Annotated in this window: 20 protein-coding genes and 2 pseudogenes; 11 read left to right on the top strand and 11 right to left on the bottom strand. The window is 67.5% G+C overall.

The window, feature by feature from the left end; translation table 11 throughout:
- Window positions 1–131 precede the first annotated feature (131 nt).
- The 6 genes and pseudogenes from ABD213_RS02865 to ABD213_RS02840 all read right to left on the bottom strand — a co-directional run bounded on the left by ABD213_RS02865 (window position 132) and on the right by ABD213_RS02840 (window position 6,340).
- A complete protein-coding gene (locus ABD213_RS02865; protein WP_344324017.1) occupies window positions 132–659 on the bottom strand; it encodes a hypothetical protein in 528 nt (175 codons plus the stop codon).
- Between the two features lie 36 nt (window positions 660–695).
- Window positions 696–1,874 (bottom strand): cytochrome P450, encoded by a 1,179-nt coding sequence (locus ABD213_RS02860; protein ID WP_344324015.1) that lies wholly within the window; start codon window positions 1,872–1,874, stop codon window positions 696–698.
- 23 nt (window positions 1,875–1,897) lie between these two features.
- A complete protein-coding gene (locus tag ABD213_RS02855; RefSeq protein ID WP_344324013.1) occupies window positions 1,898–3,784 on the bottom strand; it encodes an MMPL family transporter in 1,887 nt (628 codons plus the stop codon).
- A 27-nt stretch (window positions 3,785–3,811) separates the two neighbouring features.
- Window positions 3,812–4,054 (bottom strand): annotated as a pseudogene (locus ABD213_RS02850) (MMPL family transporter); the annotation flags it as partial.
- Window positions 4,055–4,093: 39 nt separating this feature from the next.
- Window positions 4,094–5,446, bottom strand: a complete 1,353-nt coding sequence (locus tag ABD213_RS02845) for an IS256 family transposase (protein WP_425546018.1) — start codon at window positions 5,444–5,446, stop codon at window positions 4,094–4,096.
- 36 nt (window positions 5,447–5,482) lie between these two features.
- Entirely contained in the window at window positions 5,483–6,340 is an 858-nt protein-coding gene (locus ABD213_RS02840) for an MMPL family transporter (RefSeq protein WP_344324010.1), read from the bottom strand.
- A 164-nt stretch (window positions 6,341–6,504) separates the two neighbouring features.
- Here ABD213_RS02840 and ABD213_RS02835 point away from each other — a divergent pair, with 164 nt between their 5' ends.
- Both ABD213_RS02835 and ABD213_RS02830 read left to right on the top strand, forming a co-directional pair.
- A complete protein-coding gene (locus ABD213_RS02835) occupies window positions 6,505–7,134 on the top strand; it encodes a TetR/AcrR family transcriptional regulator (RefSeq protein WP_344324008.1) in 630 nt (209 codons plus the stop codon).
- On the top strand, window positions 7,131–7,619 hold the full coding sequence (locus tag ABD213_RS02830) for a PaaI family thioesterase (RefSeq protein ID WP_344324005.1): 489 nt from the start codon (window positions 7,131–7,133) through the stop codon (window positions 7,617–7,619). The genes ABD213_RS02835 and ABD213_RS02830 overlap by 4 nt, the downstream gene beginning before the upstream one ends.
- Window positions 7,620–7,959: 340 nt before the next feature.
- On the opposite strand, the gene ABD213_RS02825 is transcribed toward ABD213_RS02830, so the two are convergent.
- Complete coding sequence (locus ABD213_RS02825) at window positions 7,960–8,979, bottom strand: helix-turn-helix domain-containing protein (protein WP_344324003.1); 1,020 nt, start codon at window positions 8,977–8,979, stop codon at window positions 7,960–7,962.
- A gap of 109 nt (window positions 8,980–9,088) precedes the next feature.
- Between ABD213_RS02825 and ABD213_RS02820 the strand changes: the two genes are divergently transcribed.
- The 7 genes and pseudogenes from ABD213_RS02820 (at window position 9,089) to ABD213_RS02790 (ending at window position 18,092) form a co-directional block, all read left to right on the top strand.
- Entirely contained in the window at window positions 9,089–9,409 is a 321-nt protein-coding gene (locus ABD213_RS02820) for a 2Fe-2S iron-sulfur cluster-binding protein (RefSeq protein ID WP_344324001.1), read from the top strand.
- Between the two features lie 22 nt (window positions 9,410–9,431).
- A pseudogene (locus tag ABD213_RS02815) lies at window positions 9,432–10,817 on the top strand (cytochrome P450); the annotation flags it as partial.
- A gap of 11 nt (window positions 10,818–10,828) precedes the next feature.
- Window positions 10,829–12,031, top strand: a complete 1,203-nt coding sequence (locus tag ABD213_RS02810; protein WP_344323997.1) for an NAD(P)/FAD-dependent oxidoreductase — start codon at window positions 10,829–10,831, stop codon at window positions 12,029–12,031.
- Window positions 12,032–12,114: 83 nt separating this feature from the next.
- Window positions 12,115–13,743 (top strand): long-chain fatty acid--CoA ligase, encoded by a 1,629-nt coding sequence (locus ABD213_RS02805; protein ID WP_344323994.1) that lies wholly within the window; start codon window positions 12,115–12,117, stop codon window positions 13,741–13,743.
- A 313-nt stretch (window positions 13,744–14,056) separates the two neighbouring features.
- Window positions 14,057–15,565, top strand: coding sequence for an aldehyde dehydrogenase family protein (locus tag ABD213_RS02800; protein ID WP_344323991.1), 1,509 nt, complete (start codon window positions 14,057–14,059; stop codon window positions 15,563–15,565).
- Between the two features lie 14 nt (window positions 15,566–15,579).
- A complete protein-coding gene (locus tag ABD213_RS02795) occupies window positions 15,580–16,407 on the top strand; it encodes an SDR family oxidoreductase (protein ID WP_344323989.1) in 828 nt (275 codons plus the stop codon).
- A 23-nt stretch (window positions 16,408–16,430) separates the two neighbouring features.
- Window positions 16,431–18,092: a GMC oxidoreductase gene (locus ABD213_RS02790; RefSeq protein ID WP_010832713.1), complete on the top strand. Its 1,662-nt coding sequence runs from the start codon at window positions 16,431–16,433 to the stop codon at window positions 18,090–18,092.
- A 219-nt stretch (window positions 18,093–18,311) separates the two neighbouring features.
- Here the strand turns inward: ABD213_RS02790 and ABD213_RS02785 are convergent, their stop codons facing one another.
- Window positions 18,312–19,430: an acyl-CoA dehydrogenase family protein gene (locus ABD213_RS02785; RefSeq protein ID WP_344323986.1), complete on the bottom strand. Its 1,119-nt coding sequence runs from the start codon at window positions 19,428–19,430 to the stop codon at window positions 18,312–18,314.
- 153 nt (window positions 19,431–19,583) lie between these two features.
- Here ABD213_RS02785 and ABD213_RS02780 point away from each other — a divergent pair, with 153 nt between their 5' ends.
- The gene (locus ABD213_RS02780) at window positions 19,584–20,261 is read left to right on the top strand and encodes a TetR/AcrR family transcriptional regulator (protein WP_229662973.1); all 678 of its coding nucleotides are present in this window, start codon (window positions 19,584–19,586) and stop codon (window positions 20,259–20,261) included.
- A 4-nt stretch (window positions 20,262–20,265) separates the two neighbouring features.
- On the opposite strand, the gene ABD213_RS02775 is transcribed toward ABD213_RS02780, so the two are convergent.
- Window positions 20,266–20,595 carry a PaaI family thioesterase gene (locus tag ABD213_RS02775; RefSeq protein ID WP_344323982.1) on the bottom strand — a complete coding sequence of 110 codons (330 nt, stop codon included), beginning with the start codon at window positions 20,593–20,595 and terminating at the stop codon, window positions 20,266–20,268.
- 444 nt (window positions 20,596–21,039) lie between these two features.
- Between ABD213_RS02775 and ABD213_RS02770 the strand changes: the two genes are divergently transcribed.
- Window positions 21,040–21,822: a lysophospholipid acyltransferase family protein gene (locus tag ABD213_RS02770; RefSeq protein WP_344323980.1), complete on the top strand. Its 783-nt coding sequence runs from the start codon at window positions 21,040–21,042 to the stop codon at window positions 21,820–21,822.
- Here the strand turns inward: ABD213_RS02770 and ABD213_RS02765 are convergent.
- Window positions 21,756–22,427, bottom strand: a complete 672-nt coding sequence (locus ABD213_RS02765) for a transglutaminase-like domain-containing protein (RefSeq protein WP_344323978.1) — start codon at window positions 22,425–22,427, stop codon at window positions 21,756–21,758. The two genes, ABD213_RS02770 and ABD213_RS02765, sit on opposite strands and share 67 nt — an antisense overlap.
- Window positions 22,427–23,503, bottom strand: coding sequence for a BtrH N-terminal domain-containing protein (locus ABD213_RS02760; RefSeq protein WP_344323976.1), 1,077 nt, complete (start codon window positions 23,501–23,503; stop codon window positions 22,427–22,429). Before ABD213_RS02760 ends, ABD213_RS02765 begins: the two co-directional genes overlap by 1 nt.
- Window positions 23,504–23,579 lie beyond the last annotated feature (76 nt).

The raw sequence follows: 23,579 nt of genomic DNA, 5'->3' as shown, positions 1-23,579 counted from the left end.
AGACCCCGAACTCATCATCGCCAGGACCCGACCGAAGTGGATGGACGAGGCCGCGCTAGAAGCAAAGCTGAGAGACGCCGTGGTGGTTGGACGACCACGCGCCGCAGGCTCTGCTTCTGGGCGCTGGTGCCTCAACCGGTGATCATGGCTTTGACCTTACCGAGCACGGTGCGCGGCCCAGGCGTGCGAGCGGTGCTTTGCTCCACGATGTTGCGTCGTCGCGCTTCGATCTCGAGACGGTGGCCGACTCGAACTGCTGGTTCATCGAAGGCACTGGCCAGCCCGGCTGCGACGGCCATGGCGGCCCAGTCGTTGTGCGCGGTCGCGCGGACGGCATGAGCAACTTCTTCGGTGGGAGGGTGGTCCGCGAGGTCGTCGATGACCTTCCGCACGCCCCAGTAGATCCAGGTGGCGTGCCGCCAGGCCTCGACAACGGCCTCTTCGCGGTCCTCGGGCTCGTCGGCGAGTCCCCGCTCTAGCGATGCCACCAGGCGGGTGTGCCATCGAAGCAGAAGAGCGTTCGCGAGGTCTTCGATGCCGTCGAAAAATACGTCGATGCCTTCGATGTCGGTGGGGATCTGTCCGTCCTTCCGGACAAGGATCTCCTCGATCACCTCGTGCAGGACCCTGGCGCGGCTTGGCTTCGGTCCTTCCTTCATGGCTGCTCCTTCCGAAGATGAGGTGGTGCGCCTGACCTACTGCAGGGCCAGCGAGACGTAGCCGCGGATCGGACCGGAGCGAAGTCGGACCGCTGAGTCGAGGTCGACGTTCCAGTCGCGATGGCGGGCTAGGAGTGCCTGTAGAGCGATGCGTGCTTCGAGGCGGGCCAGGGATGCGCCCAGGCAGAAGTGGATGCCGCGTCCGAAGGCGACCTGTCGTTCGGGTGCGCGGTGGATGTCGAAGTGGTCGGCGTCGGGGAAGGCGTGGTCGTCTCGGTTGGCCGAACCGAAGAGCAACAACACGGTGTCGCCGGCTTTCATGCGTTGCCCGTGCAGGTCCACCGGTCGGGTGACAGTGCGCGCAAGGCCCTGGACTGGTGAGTCGTAGCGGAGAAGCTCCTCAACCGCGGCCGGCACGAGATCTGGGTTGTCTGCCAGCTGCCGTCGGCTCTCGGGGTGAGCGGCGAGTATAGCGGCGCTGTTGGAGAGCAGGTTGGTGGTGGTTTCGTGCCCGGCGACGAGCAGCAGCAGGCAGAAGCCGAGAAGTTCCTCCTCGCTGAGATGCTCGCCGTCGACCTCGGCTTGAACAAGAGCTGTCATGAGGTCGTCTCGGGGGTGCGCGCGTCGCTCGGCGAGGAACGCAGAGAAGTACTCGTAGAGCGCTGCGGCGGCGTCCAAGCCGGGGCCGAACTCTCCGCGGACGGGGTTGGACTGGATGAGCGTGGTGGACCAGGTCCGGAACTGTTGGCGGTCTTCGCGCGGGACGCCGAGCATGTCGGCGATGACGATGGCCGGGAGCGGCCCGGCGAACCCTGAGACGAAGTCCCAGGCTCCGGTCTCCGGGGTCTTGTCGAGGAGGTCGTCGACGAGGGTCTGGATGTGCGTCTCAAGCCCGGCGATGCGGCGTGGGGTGAAGGCTTTGCTGACGAGGTGACGCAGTTGGGTGTGCCGGGTTGGGTCGCTCATGATGAGCATGGGCAGGAACAGGTCGGTCATGTCCACCCCGGGCGGGGTGGGGAATATCCCGGATGCCGAGGAGTACGTCGCCGGGTCGGCGAGGGCGGCCGAGACGTCGTCGTAGCGGCTGAGTACCCAACAGCTCGCCTGCGAGGACCAGTACGCGGGAGCGTGGTCGCGCAGCTCGCGGTAGACGGGGTACGGGTCCGCCATGACCTCTGGGTCGAACGGGCTGTAGGTCAGCTGCTGGTTGGTCATGGGGATCGCTTTCGGTCGTCGGTTCATGCGTGTGCGTCGGATGTGGTCGCTGGCTTTAGTGCGGACGGTGCGCGTGTCGGCCTCCGGTGTGGCCACCAGCTGCGGTCCTCGAAGAGGGCTGCGCAGGCGGGTACGACCAGGGTGCGGACGATGAAGGTGTCGAGCAGGAGTCCGGCGGCGACGGCGAAGCCGGTCTGGGCGAGCGCCTCGACGGGGGAGAACAGCAGCGCGACGAAGGTGGAGGCGAAGATGAGACCGGCTGCGGTGATGACGGGTCCGGTGGCGGTGACGGCGCGGGCGACCTCGTCGCGGTCCAGTGCGAGACCGCTTTCGCGCATCCGGCTCATGAGCAGGATGTTGTAGTCCGCACCCACGGCGACGAGCAGGACGAAGACGATGACCGGGACGGTGAAGTGGATGTCTTGTCCGGCCAGGTGTTGAAACATGAGCGTGGTCAACCCCAGGGCCGCTGCACAGGACAGCACCACGGAGGCGAGCAGGTACAGCGGTGCGGCCAGGGCGCGCAGGGTGAGGATGAGGATGAGCAGCACCATGAGCAGGACGGCGAGGACCACGAGGACTGCGTCCTGGGCGAGGTAGTGGGCCAGGTCTGCGCCCAGGCCGGCGGCGCCGGTGGCGAGGATCGTGGAGTCCTCGAGGCGGGTGTTGTTCATGGCCTGTTCGGCGGCGTCCTGGACTTCGTTGTAGCGCTGCTGTCCGGCGGGGGTGAGCGGGTCGGTGTCGCCCGTGACCTGGATGCGCGCGAGCTTCCCGTCCTCGGAGAGGAACTGGTTGCGGGCCAGGGCGAAGTCGGGCTTTCCGAGCGCGGAGGCGGGCAGGTAGAAGCCGCCGGCCTCGGGGGTGTCGGCGCGCTGGTTGACGGCCTGGAGGTAGTCGCCGGAGTCGTCGAGCCCGTTGCGTAGCTTCTCGGTCTGGGTCAGGAGCTGCTCGATGCCCGGTGCGATGCCGGCGGCACCGGTGGCGAGCCGGTCGGTGCCGCCCTCGAGCTCGCCGAGCTTCTCGCTCAGCAGCGCCTGGCCGTCGGCGATCCGGTTGCTGCCCGACTGTGCTCGGCGCAGGCCGGCGGCGAGCTGGTCCAGCCCCGTCGCGAGACGTCCGTTACCGGCGGCGAGGCGTTGGGCGCCGGCGGCTGCTTGGGCCAGCCCGGGCAGGAGCCGGTCGCGTTCGCCGGTGTAGATCTTTCGCAGGCCCTCACGGGAGCGTTTGCAGATCGGATCGGCGGTGCAGATCGGATCGTCCTCCAGGGCTTCCACGATCATGCCGAGACCCTCGACGGCCTGGGCGACCTGGTCGTGTGCGGTGCGGAGCCCTGCGGCCAGTGCGGCGGCGCCGTCGCGTAACCGGCGGGCGCCGTCGGCGGCCCGGCCGGTGCGATCGGCAGCCTGCCCCAGACCACCGGCGATCCGACGGCTGCCGTCGCTGAGCTTCCCGGCGCCGTCTTGGGCCTTCCCGGCGCCTGCGGAGACCAAGTCGAGGGCGTCTCCGAGGTCGCCGGTCCCTGACGCGAGTCGCTCCAGGCCGGGCTCTCCGGACTCCAGCCTGCGGTCGGCCTGGTGGAGTCCTTTGGCGAGTTTCCCGAGCTGGGCGGCGATGGAGGCGGGTTCCAGTCGCTCGCCGGCTGGCTGGGTGATGCTGCGGACCTGGTCGACACCGTCGACCTTGGCGACCGCGGTGCTGACGGAGTTGATGACGGCCAGGTCGCGGGTGTTGGCCATGTCGTGGTCGGAGCGGATGAGCAGGTAGTCGGGCAGGGTTTGGTTGGGCGGGAAGTGCTCGGCCATCGCGGCCAGGCCGAGGTTGCTGGGGGTGTCGGGCGGTTGGGCGGCACGTTCGTCGAAGGACAGTTCCATCATGGGTAGCGCGAGCGCGAGGAGGACCAGGACCGTCACCCCGACAACCAGGATCCGGGCGGGGTGGCGGCCGACGAGGCGGCCGGTGCGGGCCCACCTTGAGTCCGGACGCGCTTTCGGGGAGGGCCCGATGTGTGGCCCAAACCAGCGGATCAGGGCGGGGGTGAAGGTGAGGCTGACTGCGACGGTGACCGCGATACAGATCGCCATCGGGGGGCCGGTGGTGGCGAAGATGGCCAGGTCGGTGAAGCCCAGGCAGATGGCGCCGAGGATGACGGTGGCGGCCGAGGCCAGCAGCGCCGGCCCGACCCGGGAGAGAGCGTGTCAAGTTTTCTGTGTAAGTGCCGGTCAGAGGTGGGGGTTGATTCGGTCGGGGTAGGCGATGGCGAGCTGGGCCAGGGCTTGCTTCCAGTTGGTGACGATCTGGCCCTCGACGAGGCGTCCGGGGGCTTTGCGTTCTGCGGGTGGTCGGCCCTTCTCCTTGGCGCGTTGTCGGGCTCTCTTGTCCTCGATGTTGCAGATCGCGAGCCAGAGCAGCTTGATCACGGCTTCGTCTGAGGGGAAGTGGCCGCGGTTCTTGATGATCTTGCGCAGCTGGTAGTTCAGCGACTCGATCGAGTTGGTGGTGTAGATGACTCGACGCAGCATCGGCGGGAACGCCAGGAACGGGATGAACCGCTCCCACGCGTTCTCCCAAGTCGCGACCGCGTGCGGATACTTGATCCCGAGTTCTGAGGCCTTGAAGGTCTCGAACGCGGCCCGGGCGGCGTCGGCGTCCGCGGCGGTGTAGATGGGTTTGAGCGCCTTCGCGACGGCCTTGCGGTCCTTGTAGTTCACGAACCGCATCGCCGCGCGGATCAGGTGGACCACGCAGGTCTGGACCGTCGCTGCGGCCCAGGTCGCTTCGATGGCCTCGGGCAGGCCGGTCAGACCGTCGCAGCAGACGATGAGCACGTCGCTGATGCCGCGATTGGCCAGATCGGCGCAGACTCCGGCCCAGAACTTTGCGCCCTCGGTGGCCTGGACCCAGATTCCCAGGACGTGCTTGATGCCTTCCATGTCGACGCCGACCGCGATGTGCGCTGACCGGTTGCCCACGTGGGCGCCGTCGCGGACCTTGACCACGATCGCGTCCAGGTAGATCACCGGATAGAACGCTTCGAGCGGGCGACGCTGCCAGGCCGTGACTTCCTCGGCGACCTCATCGGTGATCTTGGAGATCGTCTCGCGACTGAGCTCGGTGCCGATCGTGGTCGCCAGATGGTGCTCGATATCGCGGACCGTCATCCCGCCGGCATAGAGCGAGATGATCATGTCGTCGAGCCCACCCAGACGCCGCGAGCCCTTCGGGACCAGCTTCGGCGTGAAGGTGCCGTCGCGATCGCGCGGCGTCGCGAGCTCGAATTCACCCACCTGGGAACGCATCGTCTTCGACGTCGCCCCGTTGCGCGAGTTCGTGAAGAACGGCGCTTCCGGCGCGCCCTTGTCATAGCCCAGATGATCGGTCAGCTCGGCCTGCAGGCCTCGCTCGAGCGCAGCCTTGATCAGCGCGGGGATGAAGCCGTCGCTGCCGGTCAACTCGATCTCTCCGGCGTCGATCTGCGCGAACAACTCATCCATGCCGCCAGAAGCCGCGAACGCTGCCGCCGCTTCAGAGCCAGAGGCCGGCGACGATCTCTCCTCGCCCGTTGCATCGGTCATAAGGTCCATCTTCATTCCTTTCAGACGGACCAGCGCTTACACAGAACATCTGACACCCCCCCGGGAGACCGCCTCGGCTACCGCATCGAGGGGTTCGAGGCCGTTGCCGTACTCCTCCCGGAACCGGGAGATGAGGAAGACGCAGTAGTCGGTCCCTGCCCCCAAGGTGATGGCCACCACGAAAGCGTCGGTGTAGGTGGACAGGGCCAGCCCTTGCTCACCTGCCCAAGCCAGGGCGCCGCGGGTGCACAGCAAGGCGACGCCGATGGTCACCAACGACACCAGCACCGTCGTGACCCGGCGGTAGACCAGCCACAGGATTCCGACCAGCAAGAACAGCGAGACGGCGGTGATCTTCAGCGAGGCCTCGTTCACTGCCGTGGTCAGGTCGGAGATCATCGCCGGGTCTCCGGTGACGTGCACCTCTGTCCCGGGTGGAGCATCGAGGTCCTCGACGGCCGAGCGGAGCCACTTCACGTCCTCATCCGAGGCCGGGGAGCCGACCGCGGATCGCAACCCGACGACCAGGTAGGTCGCCTGACCGTCCTTGCTGGTCATCGAGCGCCGAGCCTGCGGTTGGCCGAGGTAGTCCTGGACCTCCGAGACCCGCTCCGGCTCGTCCTCGAGGGTGCTCACGAGGTCGGCGTAGACGCGACGCTCCCCGTCGCCCAGGCCGTCGTCGTCGGTAATGACCACGAAGACGTAGGACTGGGTGTCACCGGACCCGAACGCGGTGTCCATCACCCGCAACCCCTGCAGGGTCGGTGAGTCCTCGGGCAGGAACGCGGTGCTGCTCCGTTCGACCACGGTCCCCAGCGGGGTGACCAGCAGCGAGAGCGCGGCGGCGGCCAGCACCCAGCCGAGCACCACGATGGCGGGGAAGCGGTGTCCCACTCCGAGGGCAGACCTCAGCGGTCCGCTGCTCCCGGCTCGTGGTCCGCGACCCATCACCCGCACCAATGCTCTGGACTGAAATGTTGTACTGGCAGTACAACATAGGATGTGGTCGACGTCGAGGCCGGTTGGCACGGTGGGGCACAAGGGGAGGAGCGAGAGCGGTGAGGAAACTTCCGGCGAAGCTGGCCAGCCAGCTCTACGGCGCGGCCGAGCTGATCGCCGAGCGCGGTCTGGACGGCACCAAGATCGACGACATCGCCGAAGCCACGGGTATCCCGAAGGCCACGATCTATTACCACCTGGACGGCAAGAACGGGGTGCTCGCATTCCTTTTGGGAGACCTGCTCGACCTCATCGCTGGCGAGGTCGGTGTCGCAGTCTCCACTGAAGAGGACGCCCGAACCCGGCTCGAGGCCGCCGTCGCGGCCCAACTAGGCGTGATGGTCGAGCATCCGTTCCTGTGCCGGGCGCTGGTGGGGGACCTCGGCCGCGCCACTCGGCTGCCCGACCTCGCTGAGGCGTTGCGCAGCGCGTTCTACCAGCCGATCGAGAAGCTCCTGTCCGAGGGCGTCGCCGACGGCTCGCTGCGCCAGGTCGCCGATCCGGGTGCCGTTGCGATGAGCGTCTTCGGTGCCATCACCGTGGCCGGTCTCAGCGCCGCGGTCGAGGGGTCTTCAACTGAGGCGTCCGCAGATGCGGCACGCTTCTCCGCGGCGATCTGCGAACTGATCCTCGACGGTCTCGCGACACGTCGCACTCGCGATGACCACGAATCGGGTGAGCGGCCGTGACCAGCCTGGATGAGCTCCTCGCGAGCTGGAATGAGAAGTTCCGGCCGCACGAGGACGGCGCTCGGCTTCCGCCGCACCACGATCACTGCCTCGCCTGCGGACCCGACAACCCCCACGGCCATCACCTCACCGTCCAGCGTCGCGGCGACGAGGTGCATGCGGTTCACGTCTTCGACGAGCGCCACGTCGGCGCTCCCGGGATCGCGCACGGAGGCGCCGTGGCAACGGTCCTCGACGACTTGTTCGGGTTCCTGCTCTACCTCACCGGCAGTCCAGCGGTGACCCGGAAGCTCGAGGTGCGCTACGACTCGCCCGTCATCCTCGGCACCACCTACGAGCTCGCGGCCAGGGTCGTCCGGACAGAAGGGCGCAAGCTCTTCGTGGAGGCCGACATGAGTGAGACCGCAGGACCAACTGTCGCCTTCGCTTCGGCCCTTTTCCTGAGGGTGGACGTGACCCACTTCGACCAGGGCAGGCCGCGATGACTAAGACGTGGGTGGGCCGCTTTATCCCCGAAGTTCCCGTGGGCGCCACGGTCGCAAGCGCACCGTGGCGGAGGGACTCTGCGGGATCTCAGCGCGGTCGGGTTCGACACGGGCGCGACCGGCACTCCCGGCCGGTACTCCCGGCTGGTGCCTGTTCCTCTGCCGTGTGACGACGGAAGGGTGCGAGTCGCACGCTGGGCTGACATGGCTGTCGGCGTGCGTGTCGGGAGGGATGACGCCCCCACTTGGATCGTGAACGGTGACGTGACTGCGTGAACAACGCCGCGAGCGTGCTGCTTAAGTGGCGCGAAGCGAGCGAAGGTTGGTAGCCGGGCCCTACCTAGCCCGGTTCGCGGCGACCGAACTGACGGAATTCGCTTGGCGACTGCCCGGTCCAGCGTTTAAAGGCATGCGAGAAGTTGCCCAGGTCGCTATAGCCGAGATCTATGGCGATCTGACCGACCGTCAGCGATCGGTCGAGCAGGCGGACGATCGCCCTCTCGCGCAACAGCGATTGCTGTACGTCGCGGAAGGTCGTGCCCTCCTCGTGGAGGCGCCTTTTCATGGTGCTCGGGGAGACTGCGAGGAGCTCAGCGATGTCATGGCTGCTGATGTGTCCGGGGTCCTCCTCGAGCAATCGCCTCACGGTCTCGGTAAAGCTGGTGGCAGCGGTGTGACGATCGAGGCTTCGGCGCAGTTCGCCGATGGCCATGCGATAGGCGACAGGGTCGGGGAAGCGACAGGGTGCTCGGAGGATGTCGACGGGAACGTCGATGAACGACGCGCGTGCGCCGAACACCAAGCGTCCGGCCAGCGCGCCGGCGATGCGCTGAGGGGACTGGGGTGTCTTCCAAGCCAGGTTCATCGTGACGCCTGGCAGCGGGCCCGTCAGCATGTCGAGGAGCCGCAGCAGTGCCGCTCCGCCGTAGGTGATGACTAGGCAGTCGAGATCACGGTCGCCGGTGTGGCCGGTGAGGCCCACGGTTAGGCTGCGCTGGCTGCGGTGGAAGTGGGGGCGCAAGGCGCTCGAGATGATCGGAAGATACCCGAGCAGCTCGAAGACCTCGGCCACGGAGCCGGAGCTGACTAGCGGCAGGCTGAGCGGGCCGAACGACGTCAATTGCGCGTGCTCGGCGAAGGAGAGCCCGAGGCTTGTGGCTTCGTCGTGGTCGAGTCCGGGGTAGACCTCACGGAACCACCGGATCGGCACCTGTCGGTCGCGCTGGACCAGCTCCAGTTCGGAAGTCCCCTCGCGGTCGATGATCGCGCGGAAGCGACCTACGGCTTGAGGACCGAGAGCATCGCTGTTCAAGAGCTGGACGAACGCCAACGGAGGCACCCCGGGCTCGGGGGACTTCATGGGCAGTGACCTCCTGAGCCGAAATCACAACATATTGACTCGAGTGACCATAGCCACAGCATGTCCAGAGTGCCAACACTTGACTCACGTTCGAGCAAGGAGTCGTTCCATGTCAGTTGTCACCTTCATCTCCCACGACGGGGAGAAGCGCGAGGCACCCCTCGAGGAGGGTGCGTCCCTAATGCAGATCGCCGTAGACAACATGGTGCCCGGGATCGACGGCGATTGTGGCGGGGAGGCCGCGTGTGGCACGTGCCATGTGATCGTCGAGGACCAGTGGATCGCCGATGTCGGCCGTTCGGGTCCGGTCGAGGAGGAGATGCTCGCCATGAACCCCGAGCGCGAGCCGACCTCGCGGCTCTCGTGCCAGATGCGGGTGAGCGAGAGCTGGGACGGCCTCGTCGTCCGACTCCCCGAGTTCCAGATGTGACTGTCGAGAGGAAGACTGCACCATGACGACCCTGACTACCGTGACCGACGCCGTGGCTGAGCGAGCCCAGTCCTTCATCCCGATGGAGATCCAGATCCGCGGGGCGCACCTGTACGACAAGACCCGTCGCTTCGTGACACGGACCAACGGGAAGAGGATCTTCGTCGAGGAGCCCATTCCCCCCGTGGAGGACGTCGCCCTCGCCGACATCGACCTGAGCAACCCGTTCCTCTACCGTCAGGGCAAGTGGCAGTCCTACTTCGAGCGCGTGCGCAACGAGGCACCCGTCCACTACCAGGCCGACAGCCCGTTCGGACCTTTCTGGTCCGTCACTCGGCACGCCGACATCATCGCGGTCGACAAAGACCATGAGACCTTCTCGGCTGAGCCCTTCATCATCATCGGCGAGCCCCCACGGTTCATGGATGTCGCGATGTTCATCGCCATGGACCCGCCCCGACACGACCGCCAGCGAGCCGCGGTCCAAGGCGTAGTCGCCCCCAAGAACCTGCGCGAGATGGAGAGTTTGATCCGCACGCGGGTCCAGGAAGTACTGGACGAGCTCCCGGTAGGTGAGCCCTTCAACTGGGTCGACCGCGTCTCGATCGAGCTCACCGCGCGGATGCTCGCGACCCTACTCGACTTCCCATACGACCAACGCCGCAAGCTCGTCGAGTGGTCGGACCTGGCCAGCTCCATGGAGCAGGCCAACGGCGGACCATCCGACAACGACGAGGTCTTCCGGGGCTTCGTCGACGCGGCGCGGGGACTGAGCGCGCTGTGGCGGGACAAGCAGGCGCGACTCGCGGCAGGTGAGGAACCCGGGTTCGACCTGATCACCATGCTCCAGAGCAACGAGCACACCAAGGACCTGATCGACCGCCCGATGGAGTTCCTGGGCAACCTGGTGCTCCTGATCGTCGGCGGCAACGACACCACACGCAACTCTATGAGCGGGGGTGTGCTCGCCCTCAATCAGTTCCCCGACCAGTTCGAGAAGCTCAAGGCCAACCCGGACCTCATCCCCAACATGATCTCAGAGATCATCCGCTGGCAGACGCCGCTGGCCTACATGCGTCGCGTTGCGAAGAAGGACACGGTCCTCAACGGCCAGTTCATCCGTGAGGGCGACAAGGTGGTCATGTGGTACGCCTCGGGAAACCGCGACGAGCGAGTGTTCGAACGTCCGGACGATCTCATCATCGACCGCAAAAACGCACGCAACCACATCGCGTTCGGTTTTGGCGTCCACCGGTGCATGGGCAACCGTCTGGCCGAGCTGCAGCTGCGGATCCTGTGGGAAGAGCTGCTCCCGCGCTTCGAGAAGATCGAGGTCGTGGGTGAGCCGGAGTATGTCCAGTCCAACTTCGTGCGCGGGATCAGCCGGTTGATGGTCCAGTTGACGCCGAAGACCGACGCGTGACCTCGGGGAGGGCGCTGATCGTCGGGGCCAGCCACGCCGGGGCCCAGTTGGCCGCCAGCCTTCGCCAGGAGGGGTGGGCAGGTGAGGTTGTCGTCATCGGTGACGAAGCCGCGCTTCCGTACCAGCGGCCTCCCCTGTCCAAGGCCTACCTTGCCGGCAAGAGCAGCTTGGAGGAGCTCGCCATCCGCAAGGCGGAGTTCTACGACAAGCAGAAGATCCGCCTGTTGCGGGCGACGGTCACCGAGATTGATCGTGCGGCCGGAGAGGTCGTGCTGAGCGACGGTGAGACGCTCGCCTACGACGGCCTCGCGTTGTGCACCGGGGGCCGGGCGCGTCCGCTGGCTATTCCTGGCATCGATCTGCCGGGCGTCTTCTACCTGCGGACGTTCGCGGACGTCGAGGCGATCCGTGAGGCCACGGCCTCGGGTCGCCGAGCCGTGATCGTCGGCGGGGGCTACATCGGGCTGGAGACCGCCGCGTCGTTGCGCGCCCTCGGGCTGGAGGTAACGGTCCTGGAGGCCGCCGAACGTGTCCTGGAGAGGGTCACGGCTGCTGAGGTGTCGATGTTCTACGAGCGCATCCACCGCGACGCCGGGGTCGTGGTGCGGACGGGCGCTCTCGTCGAGGCCGTGGCCGGCGACGGCCGAGCCCGCGAGGTGGTGCTAGCCGGGGGTGAGCGGATTCCCGCAGACCTGGTCATCGTGGGTGTGGGCTTGGTCCCGAACACCGAGCTCGCCTCTGAGGCGGGCCTGCAGGTCGAGGACGGTGTCGTGATCGACGACTTCGCCTCGACCAGCGATCCCAAGATCGTCGCGGCGGGGGACTGCGCCATCCATCACATTTCTCGCTACGGCCGGCGGGTGCGACTTGAAGCGGTGCCCAGCGCGGGTGAGCAGGCGAAGGCGGCTGCCGCCACGCTGTGCGGCAAGGAGCGGCCCATCTCGGCGCTGCCGTGGTTTTGGTCCGACCAGTACGACCTGAAGCTGCAGATCGCGGGACTGAACACGGGCTACGACGAGATCGTGCTAAGCGGCGACCCCGCGCGCGATCGCGACTTCACCTGCTACTACCTCCAACGTGGGCGGTTGCTCGCCGCGGACTGCGTGAACCGTCCCCGGGACTTCATGAAGGCCAAGAGAACGCTCGGCCAGGGTCTCGACGTCGATCGGGCGGAACTGCAACGGCCCGCCGCCTCCTGATTCACAGTGCCGGGCGCGCGCCTCGGCGAAGCCCCGCACCCCATCACCGCCCCCCTCAACACCCCATCGCCGGAGGACTACTCGTGCAGAGCACCATGATGAACGTCCAGCTGACGACGGCAGCCATCCTGCGGCACGGTGCCCGTGTGCACGCCACCGCGCGCGTGCGCACGCTCCAGCCCGACGGCTCGGTTAGGACCGGCACGTTCGCCGAGGTGGGACGCCGCTCGGCGCAGCTGGCCCACGCGCTGCGGGCCTGCGGGGTCGTGGGGGACGAGCGGGTCGCCACCTTGATGTGGAACAACCAGGAGCACGTCGAGGCCTACTGTGCAGTGCCCTCCATGGGGGCAGTCCTGCACACCCTCAACCCCCGACTGACCCCCGAGCAGCTGGTCTACATCGCCAACCACGCTGACGACCGGGTGGTGATCGTCGACGGTACGCTCGCCCCGCTCCTGGCGGCGGTCCTACCGCAGCTCGCCGAGGTGCACACCGTGGTCGTCACGGGGGGTGTCGATCTCGCGCCGCTCGAACGTGACGGCCTCACCGTTGTCGGTTACGACGACTTCATCGGAGGTCACCTGGAGACGTTCGAGTGGCCGGAACTCGATGAGCTCTCCGCTGCGGCCATGTGCTACACCTCGGGCACTACCGGCAACCCCAAGGGCGTGGCCTACAGCCACCGATCGACCTACCTCCACTCGATGGCTGCGTGTGCCGCCGACGGGCTGAGCGTCACCGGTGACGATGCCATCCTGGCGATCGTGCCGATGTTCCATGCCAACGCCTGGGGACTGGTCTACGCGGCTTTGATGGCAGGAGCCGACCTGGTCATGCCCGAACGGTTCCTTCAGGCCGAGCCACTGGTGCGACTCATCAGCAGCGAGCGCCCCACGATCGCCGGAGCTGTGCCGACGATCTGGAGTGACGTCCTGAATCACCTCGACTCCAACCCCGGTCACGACATCTCGTCGCTGGGGCTGGTGGCCTGCGGTGGATCGGCCGTGCCGCTTCATCTAATGAAGGCCTTCCAGGAGAAGTACGGCGTGCAGATCGTGCAGGCGTGGGGGATGACCGAGACCTCGCCCCTAGCCGCTATCGCTCGGCCGCCGGCAGCGGTCGAGGGCGAGGAGCACTGGGCACTGCGGGCCTCCCAAGGTCGTCCCGTCGCCGGGGTCGAGCTGCGACTGATCGACGACGACGGTAACGAGGTGCCGCACGACGGGAAGTCAGTCGGGGAGATCCAGGTTCGCGGCCCATGGATCACGGGGTCCTACATCGGTGACGAGGACGCGGAAAAGTTCGACGACGGATGGCTGCGCACCGGAGACGTGGGACGCATCGACGAGCGTAGTTTCGTCACCTTGACCGACCGGGCGAAGGACGTCATCAAATCGGGCGGCGAGTGGATCTCGTCAGTGGAGCTCGAGTTGCTGCTCGCAGGTCACCCGGATGTGCTGGAAGCGACCGTCATCGGCGTTCCGGACGACAAGTGGCAGGAACGGCCCCTGGCCGTGATCGTCGTTCGGGACGGGTCCGAGGTGACTCCCTCCCAGTTGCGGGACTTTCTCGAGGGCAAGGTCGCCAAGTGGTGGCTGCCCGAGCGGTGGTGCTTCGTGCCCGACGTGCCCAAGACCTCGGTCGGCAAGTTCGACAAGAAGCTGCTCCGCGCCCGGCACGCCGACGGCGACCTCGCTGTCATCGATCTCTGACTGCATGGGAAGGCATCACGGCGCGAGGCGCGATTGGTGGACGAGCTCGCGGCCGAGTCCGGCCAGGAGTTGCCGCCGCTGCCGCCGATCCCGTTCCAGCAGGAGCCGTCCAACGGCATCCCGCGCCGCTCCCAGCGCGAGCCCGGGGCATGGTGCCGCGAGCACGGGATCACCCCGCCTGCGTACTCCTTCGCCAGCGACTTCGCAACTGCTGCTGTCCCGCGCACTCCGCTGCAGGCCCACGGCGGCCGTCGTCTGACCGCGCAGCAAGCCAGGCCCTCCCGGGCACCGTCACCGACCTCGAGGAAGTGTCATGAACGCCCCGTCCGCACCCACCCTGCACATCCGACGTCCCGCCGACGGCGAAGTACTCCGATCGGTCCCGATCGTCGACGGCGACCGCGTGCGCGCCGCCGCTGAGGACCTGCGCGCGGCGCAGCTCGCGTGGCGCGACATGGGTCCTGCTGCGCGAGCCACCTGGCTGCGCAAGTGGCGGGGCTGGATCCTCGACCACACCGATGAGCTCACTGACCTGCTCGTCGCAGAGACCGGCAAGGTCCGCCCTGACGCCTTGGTGGAGACGACCGCTTCGTGCGAGTTCATCTCCTTCTACGCCGACCATGCGAAGGAGTTCCTCGCCCCCGAACGAGTGGGGGCAGGAGGGCTGCTCAGCCTTCCGAAGCGGCTGACCCGCAGCTATCGGCCCTACCCGTTGGTCGGACTGATCATCCCGTGGAACTTCCCGATCACCCTGTTCCTGATGGATGCAGCGCCGGCGCTCGCAGCGGGATGTGCGGTGCTGACGAAGTCGTCGGAGATGACCCCGCTGACTTGCGCGCGCATCATCGAGGGATGGCACGAGATCGGCGCCCCGCCGGTCCTCCTGCACGTCGCGGGGGCCGGGGACACTGGAGGAGCGGTGGTCGAGGCTGTTGACTTCGTTCAGTTCACGGGCTCGACGGCGACGGGCCGTCGGGTGGCCACGCGCTGTGCTCAGCTGCTCAAGCCGGTCAGCCTGGAGTTGGGCGGTAAGGACGCTGCCATCGTGCTCGAGGATGCCGACCTCGATCGGGCCGCGCACGGGATCGTCTGGGGCGGGATCTTCAACTCGGGGCAGGTCTGCATCTCGGTCGAGCGGGTCTACGTGGTGGACGCGGTCTACGACCGGTTCGTGGAGAAGGTGGTGGCGGCCCTCGGAGCGCTGAAGCAGGGCTGTCGAGCCCGCGATGATGTCGGCGCCATGGTGACCCGGGCGCAGGTGGACACGGTTGAGCGGCATGTGCGGGAGGCTCAGGAGTCCGGTGCGCGCGTGCTTGTCGGCGGGTCGCGGGGCGACGAAGGCAACTTTTTCGCCCCCACGCTGCTGGTGGACGTCGACCACAGCATGGCCTGCATGACCGAGGAGACGTTCGGGCCAACACTGCCGGTCATGCGGGTGGCCGACGAGGCCGAGGCTGTGGCCCTGGCCAACGATTCCGCGTACGGGCTCTCGGCCACCGTGTGGACACGAGACGTCTCCCGAGGGCGGCGCATCGCCGACCAGCTGGAGGTCGGTGCGGTCAACATCAACGACGTCTTCAGCAACCTCTTCGCCGTGGGGCTACCCCACAGCGGCTGGAAGTCCTCGGGCCTGGGGGCTCGCCTCGGCGGCGCGCAGGGTCTGCGGAAGTACTGCCGCGTCCAAGCGATCACCGAGCCGCGGATCCCGCTGACCACCAAGGAGCTCACCTGGTACCCGTACTCCGCCCGGCGTACGGCGATCGCCGGCCGAGTGCTGCGCCTGGCCGCTGGTCGCGGCCTGCGGCAGCGACTCGGCCTCTGAAAGGAAGCGGAACCATGACGACAACGAACAGGCGACGGGTGGTCGCCATCACCGGGGGCGCCCGGGGGATCGGATATCACACCGCGGAGGAACTCATCCGGCGCGGTCACCGGGTCGCCATCGGGGACATCGACGAGATCCAGCTCAAGGTGGCCGCCGAGGAGCTCGGCCTCGACGTCGCGGTGCGTCTGGATGTCACCGACCCTGCCTCCGTGGCGTCCTTCCTCGACGTGACCGAGGAAGCACTGGGGCCGATCGACGTCCTCATCAACAACGCGGGTGTCATGCCGACGGGGCACGTGCACGAGGAGACCGACGAGGTCACCCGCCGGCAGGTGGAGATCAACATCCTGGGCGTCATCTTCGGCACCAAGATCGCCCTGCAGCGGATGCTGCCACGGCGACAGGGACACATCATCAACACGGCTTCACTGGCCGGGGAGCTCCCGGTCCCGGGGCTGGCGACGTATTGCGGGACCAAGTTCGCGGTCATCGGGTTCACCGAGGCCGCCCGGCAGGAGTACCGCAGGTCGGGTGTCACCCTGTCCACTGTGCGTCCGACCTTTACCAACACCGAGCTGGTCGCGGGGACGAGCGGGGCCAAGGGCATGCGCAACGCAGAGCCGCAGGAGATCGCGCGCGCCACGGCGGCTCTCATCGAGCGCCCGCAGCCCTTCGTGCGAGTCACGCGTATCGCCGGCACGATGGTGGCGGCGATGAAGTTCGTTCCCGAGCGGATCGCGACCCAGCTCGGGGCGATGCTCGGGACCGACACGGTCTTCCTCGACCGCGTGGACTCCGCGGCGCGTCAGGCCTACTTGGAGCGGGTCGGTCGCAGCTGATGCCACAGAAGGATCCACATCCCATGACCTCGGCCCACTACGACGTGCTCATCATCGGCTCCGGCTTCGGCGGCTCGGTGACCGCCATGCGCCTGGCGGAGAAGGGCTACCACGTCGGGGTGCTCGAAGCAGGCAAGCGCTACGACACCGACGACCTGCCCACCTCGTCCTGGGACACCCGTCGGTTCGTCTGGGCGCCACGGCTCGGCTGCTTCGGCATCCAGCGCATCCACCTGCTGCGCGACGTCGTCATCTTGGCGGGCGCCGGCGTCGGCGGCGGTTCGCTCAACTACGCCAACACCCTCTACCAACCTCCTGCCCCGTTCTTCAACGATCCACAGTGGGCGCACATCACCGATTGGCACGCCGAGCTGGACCCGCACTACCAGACGGCACGGCGGATGCTGGGTGTCACGCAGAACCCCCACGTGACGCCTTCGGACGAGGTGCTGCGCGAGGTCGCGCGCGACATGGGTGTGGAGCACACCTTCACACTGACCCCCGTCGGCGTCTTCTTCGGAGAGCCCGGCAAAGAGGTTCCCGACCCGTTCTTCGGCGGGGCGGGGCCGCGCCGCACCGGCTGCACCCAGTGCGGGTCGTGCATGACCGGGTGCCGGGTCGGGGCGAAGAACACCCTGGACAAGAACTACCTGTACTTCGCGGAGAAGCTCGGGGCCGAGGTACGTCCCCTGACCACCGTGGTCGACGTGCGCCCGCGCAAGGGAAGCGGGTACGTCGTCGACACCGTCCGCACCGGCAGGTCCGCGCGCCGTCGCCGCAACCGGCAGTCATTCACGGCCGACCACGTCGTCTTCGCAGCGGGCACCTACAACACCCAGAAGCTGCTCCACCGACTGAAGGCCACGGGCTCCCTGCCGCACATCTCCGCCCGACTGGGCACCCTGACCCGTACCAACTCCGAGTCGATCCTGGGGGCGAAGTCCCGCGATCGATCCAGCGACTTCACGCGCGGCGTGGCCATCACATCCTCGATCCACCCCGACGAGTTCACCCACATCGAGCCGGTGCGCTACGGCAAGGGCAGCAACGCCATGTCCCTACTCCAGACCGCGCTCACCGACGGGGACGGCCATGGCCCCCGGTGGTGGCGCTGGCTGCGGACAATCGCGACCCAGCCCTCTCACCTGACGTGGTTCAGCCCGCGACGGTGGTCGGAGCGCACAGTCATCCTGCTGGTCATGCAGACGCTGGACAACTCCATCACGGTGCGGTCGAGGAAGACCCTCCTCGGTCGCCCCACGATCACCTCGGGACCTGGCCACGGGGCGCCCAACCCCACCTGGATCCCCGTCGGCAATGAAGTCACCCGTCGCGTCGCCGAGAAGATCAACGGCGTGGCCGGCGGGTCCACGGGGGAGATCGCCAACATCCCGATGACCGCTCACTTCATCGGCGGGTGTGCCATCGGTGACTCCCCGGAGACCGGGGTCATCGACCCCTACCACCGTCTCTACGGGCACGACGGGATCTTCGTCGTCGACGGCTCCAGTATCACGGCGAACCTGGGGGTTAACCCGTCGTTGACGATCACCGCGCAGGCCGAGCGGGCAGCCTCCCTGTGGCCCAACAAGGGCAATCGGGACGAGCGTCCCCCGTTGGGCGCCGGCTACCAGCGGATCTCCGCCATTGAGCCGGAGCGGCCGGCCTTCGCCCCCCGGACCTGATGCCCGTCGTCGAGGGCGGCCAGCACCCGGCCTAAGCCACGGGACAGGAGACGACCGCGAGCGCCACGCGACGCTCGCGGTCGTTTCGGATGATCCGTGGCGCGCGATCGCGCCCTGTGGGCGTCCTGTGCCGTTGCTCAACGCGGAGGATCCCGCGGGGCTCGGCGCACAAGGCCCGGCCCGCCGGCTCCAGCGGTGCCGCCGGAGCCGGGTCGGTCCTCACAGGGACCGGCTGATGATCTCCTTCATGATCTCGGAGGTGCCGGCGTAGATCTGGGAGACGCGCATGTCGGCCCAGATGCGGGCGATGGGGTACTCGTTCATGTACCCGTAGCCGCCGTGCAGCTGGAGGCAGGTGTCGGCGACGCGCTGCGCTCGTTCGGAGCACCACAGCTTCGCCATGGCGGCGGTGGGGATGTCCAGACCCTCGCCGACGTGGAGCTGGATGCACTCGTCAACGAAGGACCGTGCCACGCGAGCTTCCGTAGCGACCTCTGCCATTTTGAACTTGGTGTTCTGGAACCCCCAGATCGGCCGTCCGAAGGCGCTTCGGTCGCGCACGTAGGCCAGTGTCTCGGCCAGGCAGAACTCCATGGCTGCGACGTTCGACACTGCGACCAACAGCCGCTCCTGGGGGAGCTGCTGCATGAGCTGCACGAAGCCCTGGCCTTCGGTGAGGCCCAGCAGGTTGGTGACCGGGACGCGGACGTTGTCGAAGAAGAGCTCCGAGGTGTCCTGCCCCTTCATCCCGATCTTGTCGAGCACCCGACCGCGGGAGAAGCCCTCCGTGCTGGTGGGGACCAGCATCAGCGAGATGCCGGCGGCGCGGTCGTCCGGATCGGTCTTGACCACGGTGAGCACCAGGTCAGCCTGCGAGCCGTTGGTGATGAAGGTCTTGGAGCCGCTGACAAGGTAGTCGTCACCCTCGCGCACCGCCTTGGTCTTGATGTTCTGCAGGTCCGAGCCGGTCCCGGGCTCGGTCATCGCGATCGCGCCGACGACCTCGCCGGACGCCATCTTGGGAAGCCACTGCTGCTTCTGCTCCTCCGTGCCGTAGGCGAACAGGTAGTGGGCGACGATGCCGTTGTGCAGGGACGCCCCCCAGGAGCTGTCGCCGACCCGTGCCTGCTCCTCGATCAGGATGGCCTCGTGGGCGAAGGTGCCGCCGCCGCCGTACTCCTCGGGGATCGACAGGCAGAGCAGACCGACATCACCAGCGCGGTTCCACAGTTCCCTGTCGACGTGCTTGTCGGCGATGAAGGTCTCGATGTGCGGTTTGATCTCCTTCTCACAGAACGTACGTGCCAGGTCGCGCACGTCGTCGAGGTCTTTGTCCATCCAGGGGGAGCGACGAGTGGGCAAGGGGTGCCTCCGGCAGGTCGGGTACAGGGTGTACCAATCTGACCACACCCGTCGCCCTGGGTACAAGGTGTTCCATGCATGCGGACCCGGGAGTCGTTGGTTTCGTCGAACCCGCATAGGCTGCCTCTTGTGGTCGAGGTCGGGCGATGGGTGGATTCGACGGTGCGGCGCCGGTCGTCGCGCGATGATCAGGTCCGGGCGCGGCGACGACAACAGGTGGCGAGCGCCGCTCTGCAGGTCGTTGACGAGGCAGGAGTGGGTGCCGGCACGGCCCTGATTGCCGAGCGGGCTGGCATCCCGAGGCCGCACGTCTACCGCTACTTCTCCAGCCGTGAGGACCTAGATGACGATGTGGTACGCCTCGCCGCGCAGGACCTCATTGCCTGCGTCCGGCCCCACCTGACTCGGCGCGGCACGCCCTCACAGGTCGTCGAGGGGCTGGTCCACGCCTGCGCCACCTGGGCCGACGTCCACCCTCACCTCTTCCGTTTCCTAGCCGCACGGGGGCAGAGTCGCACCCTTCACCGCGCTCGGATGGGTCGCTCGCGATTGCTGGACGAGATCGCTGCGGCGGCTCGCGGCTATACCAACTCGGCCGAGGAGACCTTTCCCGAGGGCATCTTGGTGGGCGTGATGGGGATGGTCGACGCGACAATCATCTGGTGGCTCGACCAGCGCGACGAAACCCTCGAGGTCATGGTGGGGCGCCTCTCGCGCCACGTCACTCTAGTGCTGCACGATGCCTTGGCCGCACACGGAATCGACCTCGACCCAGCGGTCGAGCTGGAGCCGTTCATCGGCGGGTGAGTCATCAACGGCCCGCAATATTGCCCTGCTCAAAGTGCTCAACATCGACGACGACGAATGTCGCGTGTGCGGTGGCGACCGGGTTGCCGTCCGCATCCAACGCCGCGGCTTCCACGTGTAACCGCCGTCCCGAGCGGTCCCGGACGTGGGCAGAGAACTCGTAGTCGGTCCTCAGCAGCACCGGACGGAGGTACTCGACGGTCAGGGACCTCGTCACGGCAAGCTCTCCGACCCGGTAGAGGAGGAAGCCGAAGAGGTCGTCGAACGCTGCAGCGACCAGGCCGCCGTGGGTGATCCCGGGCGCCCCTTCCTGACGGTGGTCGAAGCGGTGCACGGCGCGAACGCCGACCTCGGTGGCGTCGACCTTCAGTGCAAGACCGGCAGGATTCTCCGTCCCGCATCCCGCGCAGGTGGGGGAGTGCGAGGGGAGGCGTCCCTCCGCCGACGGCTCGGGCCGCGACATCGAGCGGATCCACGCCTCCAATGCCGACATGGCGCCCCCGTCGGAGCGTACCTCGTTCGCCGGGGCGGTTTGCTCGCCTGCGCCGGAGGCGCCTCGTAGCGGGTCGCGCATGGAAAGCTCCTCAGATTCAAGACCGACGGGCGCGGAGGCACAACGTCGCATCTGTCTCTCTCGCATACAGGATCAAGTCGTCGTCGTGACGAGAGTGGCCTATAGCCGAAAGTCAATGACCCGCCGTTCGCCAACGCACGAGACATGATGGCATATTTGTATTCACGTAAGACGTTGGGGCTACATTTGTCTACACTCGTCGCTATGCGGCTCATCTGGACACCTCACCGTCCTCAAACCGATGCCGAGCGACGTGGCCTTGCCTGGTGGGTGGCCGTGCTGAGCTGCAAGCCGTTCCTGATCGTGCTGCGCCGGCCGGACTGGCGCGGGGTCTCAGGGATCCCGCGGTCGGGTGGGGCAGTGCTGGCCGCCAACCACGTCTCGCACATCGACCCTCTGCTAGTCGCGGAGCTGGTGCTGGCCTCGGGGCGGGTGCCGCGGTTCTTGGCGAAGGACAGCCTCTTCCACGGTCCGATCGTGGGCAGGTGGTTCCGTGCGGCCGGCCACGTCAAGGTCGACCGGGCTGCCGGACGCGCAGGGTACGACGACGCGGTGAAGGCGGCACGCTGTGGTCAGCTCCTTCTGGTGTATCCCGAGGGTTCTATCAGCAAGCGGGAGGACGGTATGCCGATGACGATGAAGTCAGGGGCGGTTCGCATCGCCCTCGAGGCGTCGGTCCCGCTCCTCCCGGTGGCCCAGTGGGGTGCCCAGGAGATCCTGCCCGCATACAGCGGGCGGTTGCGATGGGGTTGGCGACGGCAAGTGAGCGTGTTCGTCGGCGCTCCCGTCCCGCTCGAGGACCTCCTTGACCTGGAGCCCGCACGTGCCGTCGAAGTGGGCCGTCAACGGCTCGAGGACGTCCTCATCACGATGGTGTGCGAGCTGCGTGGAGCCACCGCGCCGGCGCGGCCCATCCGTGCTCAGGCGCCGAAGGCGGGATCCTCAGGGCGCGAGGATCCCGAGCCGCGCACCATCGCGGGGCCGTAGGTGTCCAGCAGTGTTGCCATCAGCTCATCGAACGGTAGGTCCACGAACATCCCCCGCTCGCGGACGTACTCCATGTGGCGGCGGCCGGCGCCGTCGGCTGCGTGGAGCAGGGCGTCCTGCGATCCGTCGAACTCCAACGGAGGTACGCCGAAGCGGCGGCACAGCTCGGAGTTGAAGGCCGGCGAGCCCTTGCGCCACCGGCCGTTGACGTACGCCGCGCTCCACCCGTGGAACACGAACAGGTCCGTGCCCATCAGCTCCAGCAGCGCCTCGCTGTTGAGGTGGTTGCGGACATCGGAGAACCCCAGCACGGCCGGGATCCCCGCAGCGCGCAGGCTCGCCGTGAGCAGCACCGCCTTCGGGACGCACCAGGTGGGGCCACCGTCAAGGATCGCGCTGGCGCGGTAGGTCGGGGGGGCCGCGGTGACGCTGTAGGGGTCGTAGCGGAGTCGGTCGCGGACCTCCGCGAAGAGCAGCCCGACCCGCTCACGCGGATCCTGGACACCTCGCACCACGGACTCGGTGAAGTCGCGCACGTCGTGGTGGTCGCTGTCGATGAACCCGGTCGGGGCGAGGGCCTGCCGGGGGTCGAGCTCGTCGCCCATCAGGCACTGACCTCGGCATCCTGGGGTGCGCCGGCCGCCCCGAGGGCCGTGACGAGGTCCCGCTCGAGCGACGGGAGGGCGGCAGCTGCGAGGGCGGCTTGCTCCGCCCGGCCCCGGGCCGGACCCTCCTGCCGGCCCAGCGACGCGACCAGTGACCATGTCTCCGCGCAGAGGTGCGCAGCGTTGGCGACTTCGCTCGCGCGAACGTCCCCGGTCAGACGCGCGATGTCGGCGGCGCCGCTGGAGAGCAGTCGCCGGAACAGCCCACCGCCGGTGCCGGCCTTCTCCACGAATGCGCTGAGTCCCTGGAGCGCCAGGTCCAAGACCTCGTCGGGGAAGACCTCTGGCCATCGAGCGAGGTCCTCGGCGAACAGGTCGACGGCGGCCAGCCCCGTGCCCCCGGTCGCCGTGTCCTTCCCGGTGACAATCGAGGGACCGGTCGAGGTGGTCATCGCGACAGCCGCCTGGGCGAACGCCGCCCGGGCGACGGTGGCCAGGTCGGGCAGCGAATCGGGCCAGGCGATGTCGAAGTAGGTGTGGCGCGTCGGGACCGGAAATCCTCGGGAGGAGCGAGCCCGAGCCAGAGCCTCGTAAGGCACTAGCTGCACCTCGTCGCGGTCGTTGTCGACGACGTGCGCGAGCTGCTGCACGTCGTCGTAGCCGATCACGACGATGTCATGGCGACTCATCTGAAGGCGCACGCGCAGGTAGGGCAGCTCTGCGATGTCGGCCCACACAAGGGCTGGGCGACCGGCGCGCACGGCATCGCGCACGTAGGTCCAGCCCACCTGGGGGTCCTCCGTGGCGTGCACGGTGACCACGGCGCCGAGTCGTGTCGGGAGATCGGTCTCCAGGTCCCCGCCCCGACCCACGAGGTACACCGGTGGCATGAGCGCTGCATTCCGGACGTAGGAGAGGTCCAGCGACCCGCTCAGCGCGAAGACGAGGCCCTCGTCGGGCGGGCCTTCCCAGCCGAGCCCGGCCCATTCGAGGAGGTCGCGCATCGCGCCCGAACCGCAGTGGCCGCCACGTCGGTGCGGGTAGGGAACCACGACGGCGTCGATCGAGCTAGCCATGGAACTCATTTCATAAAGACAATTTGCATGATTTGTTCCAACCTAAGGCACGGGCATCTCATTGTCATGGCCAGGT

The organism is Aeromicrobium halocynthiae (assembly GCF_039531385.1).
Taxonomy (GTDB): domain Bacteria; phylum Actinomycetota; class Actinomycetes; order Propionibacteriales; family Nocardioidaceae; genus Aeromicrobium; species Aeromicrobium halocynthiae.
This window is presented reverse-complemented; position numbering and strand designations above follow the sequence as displayed.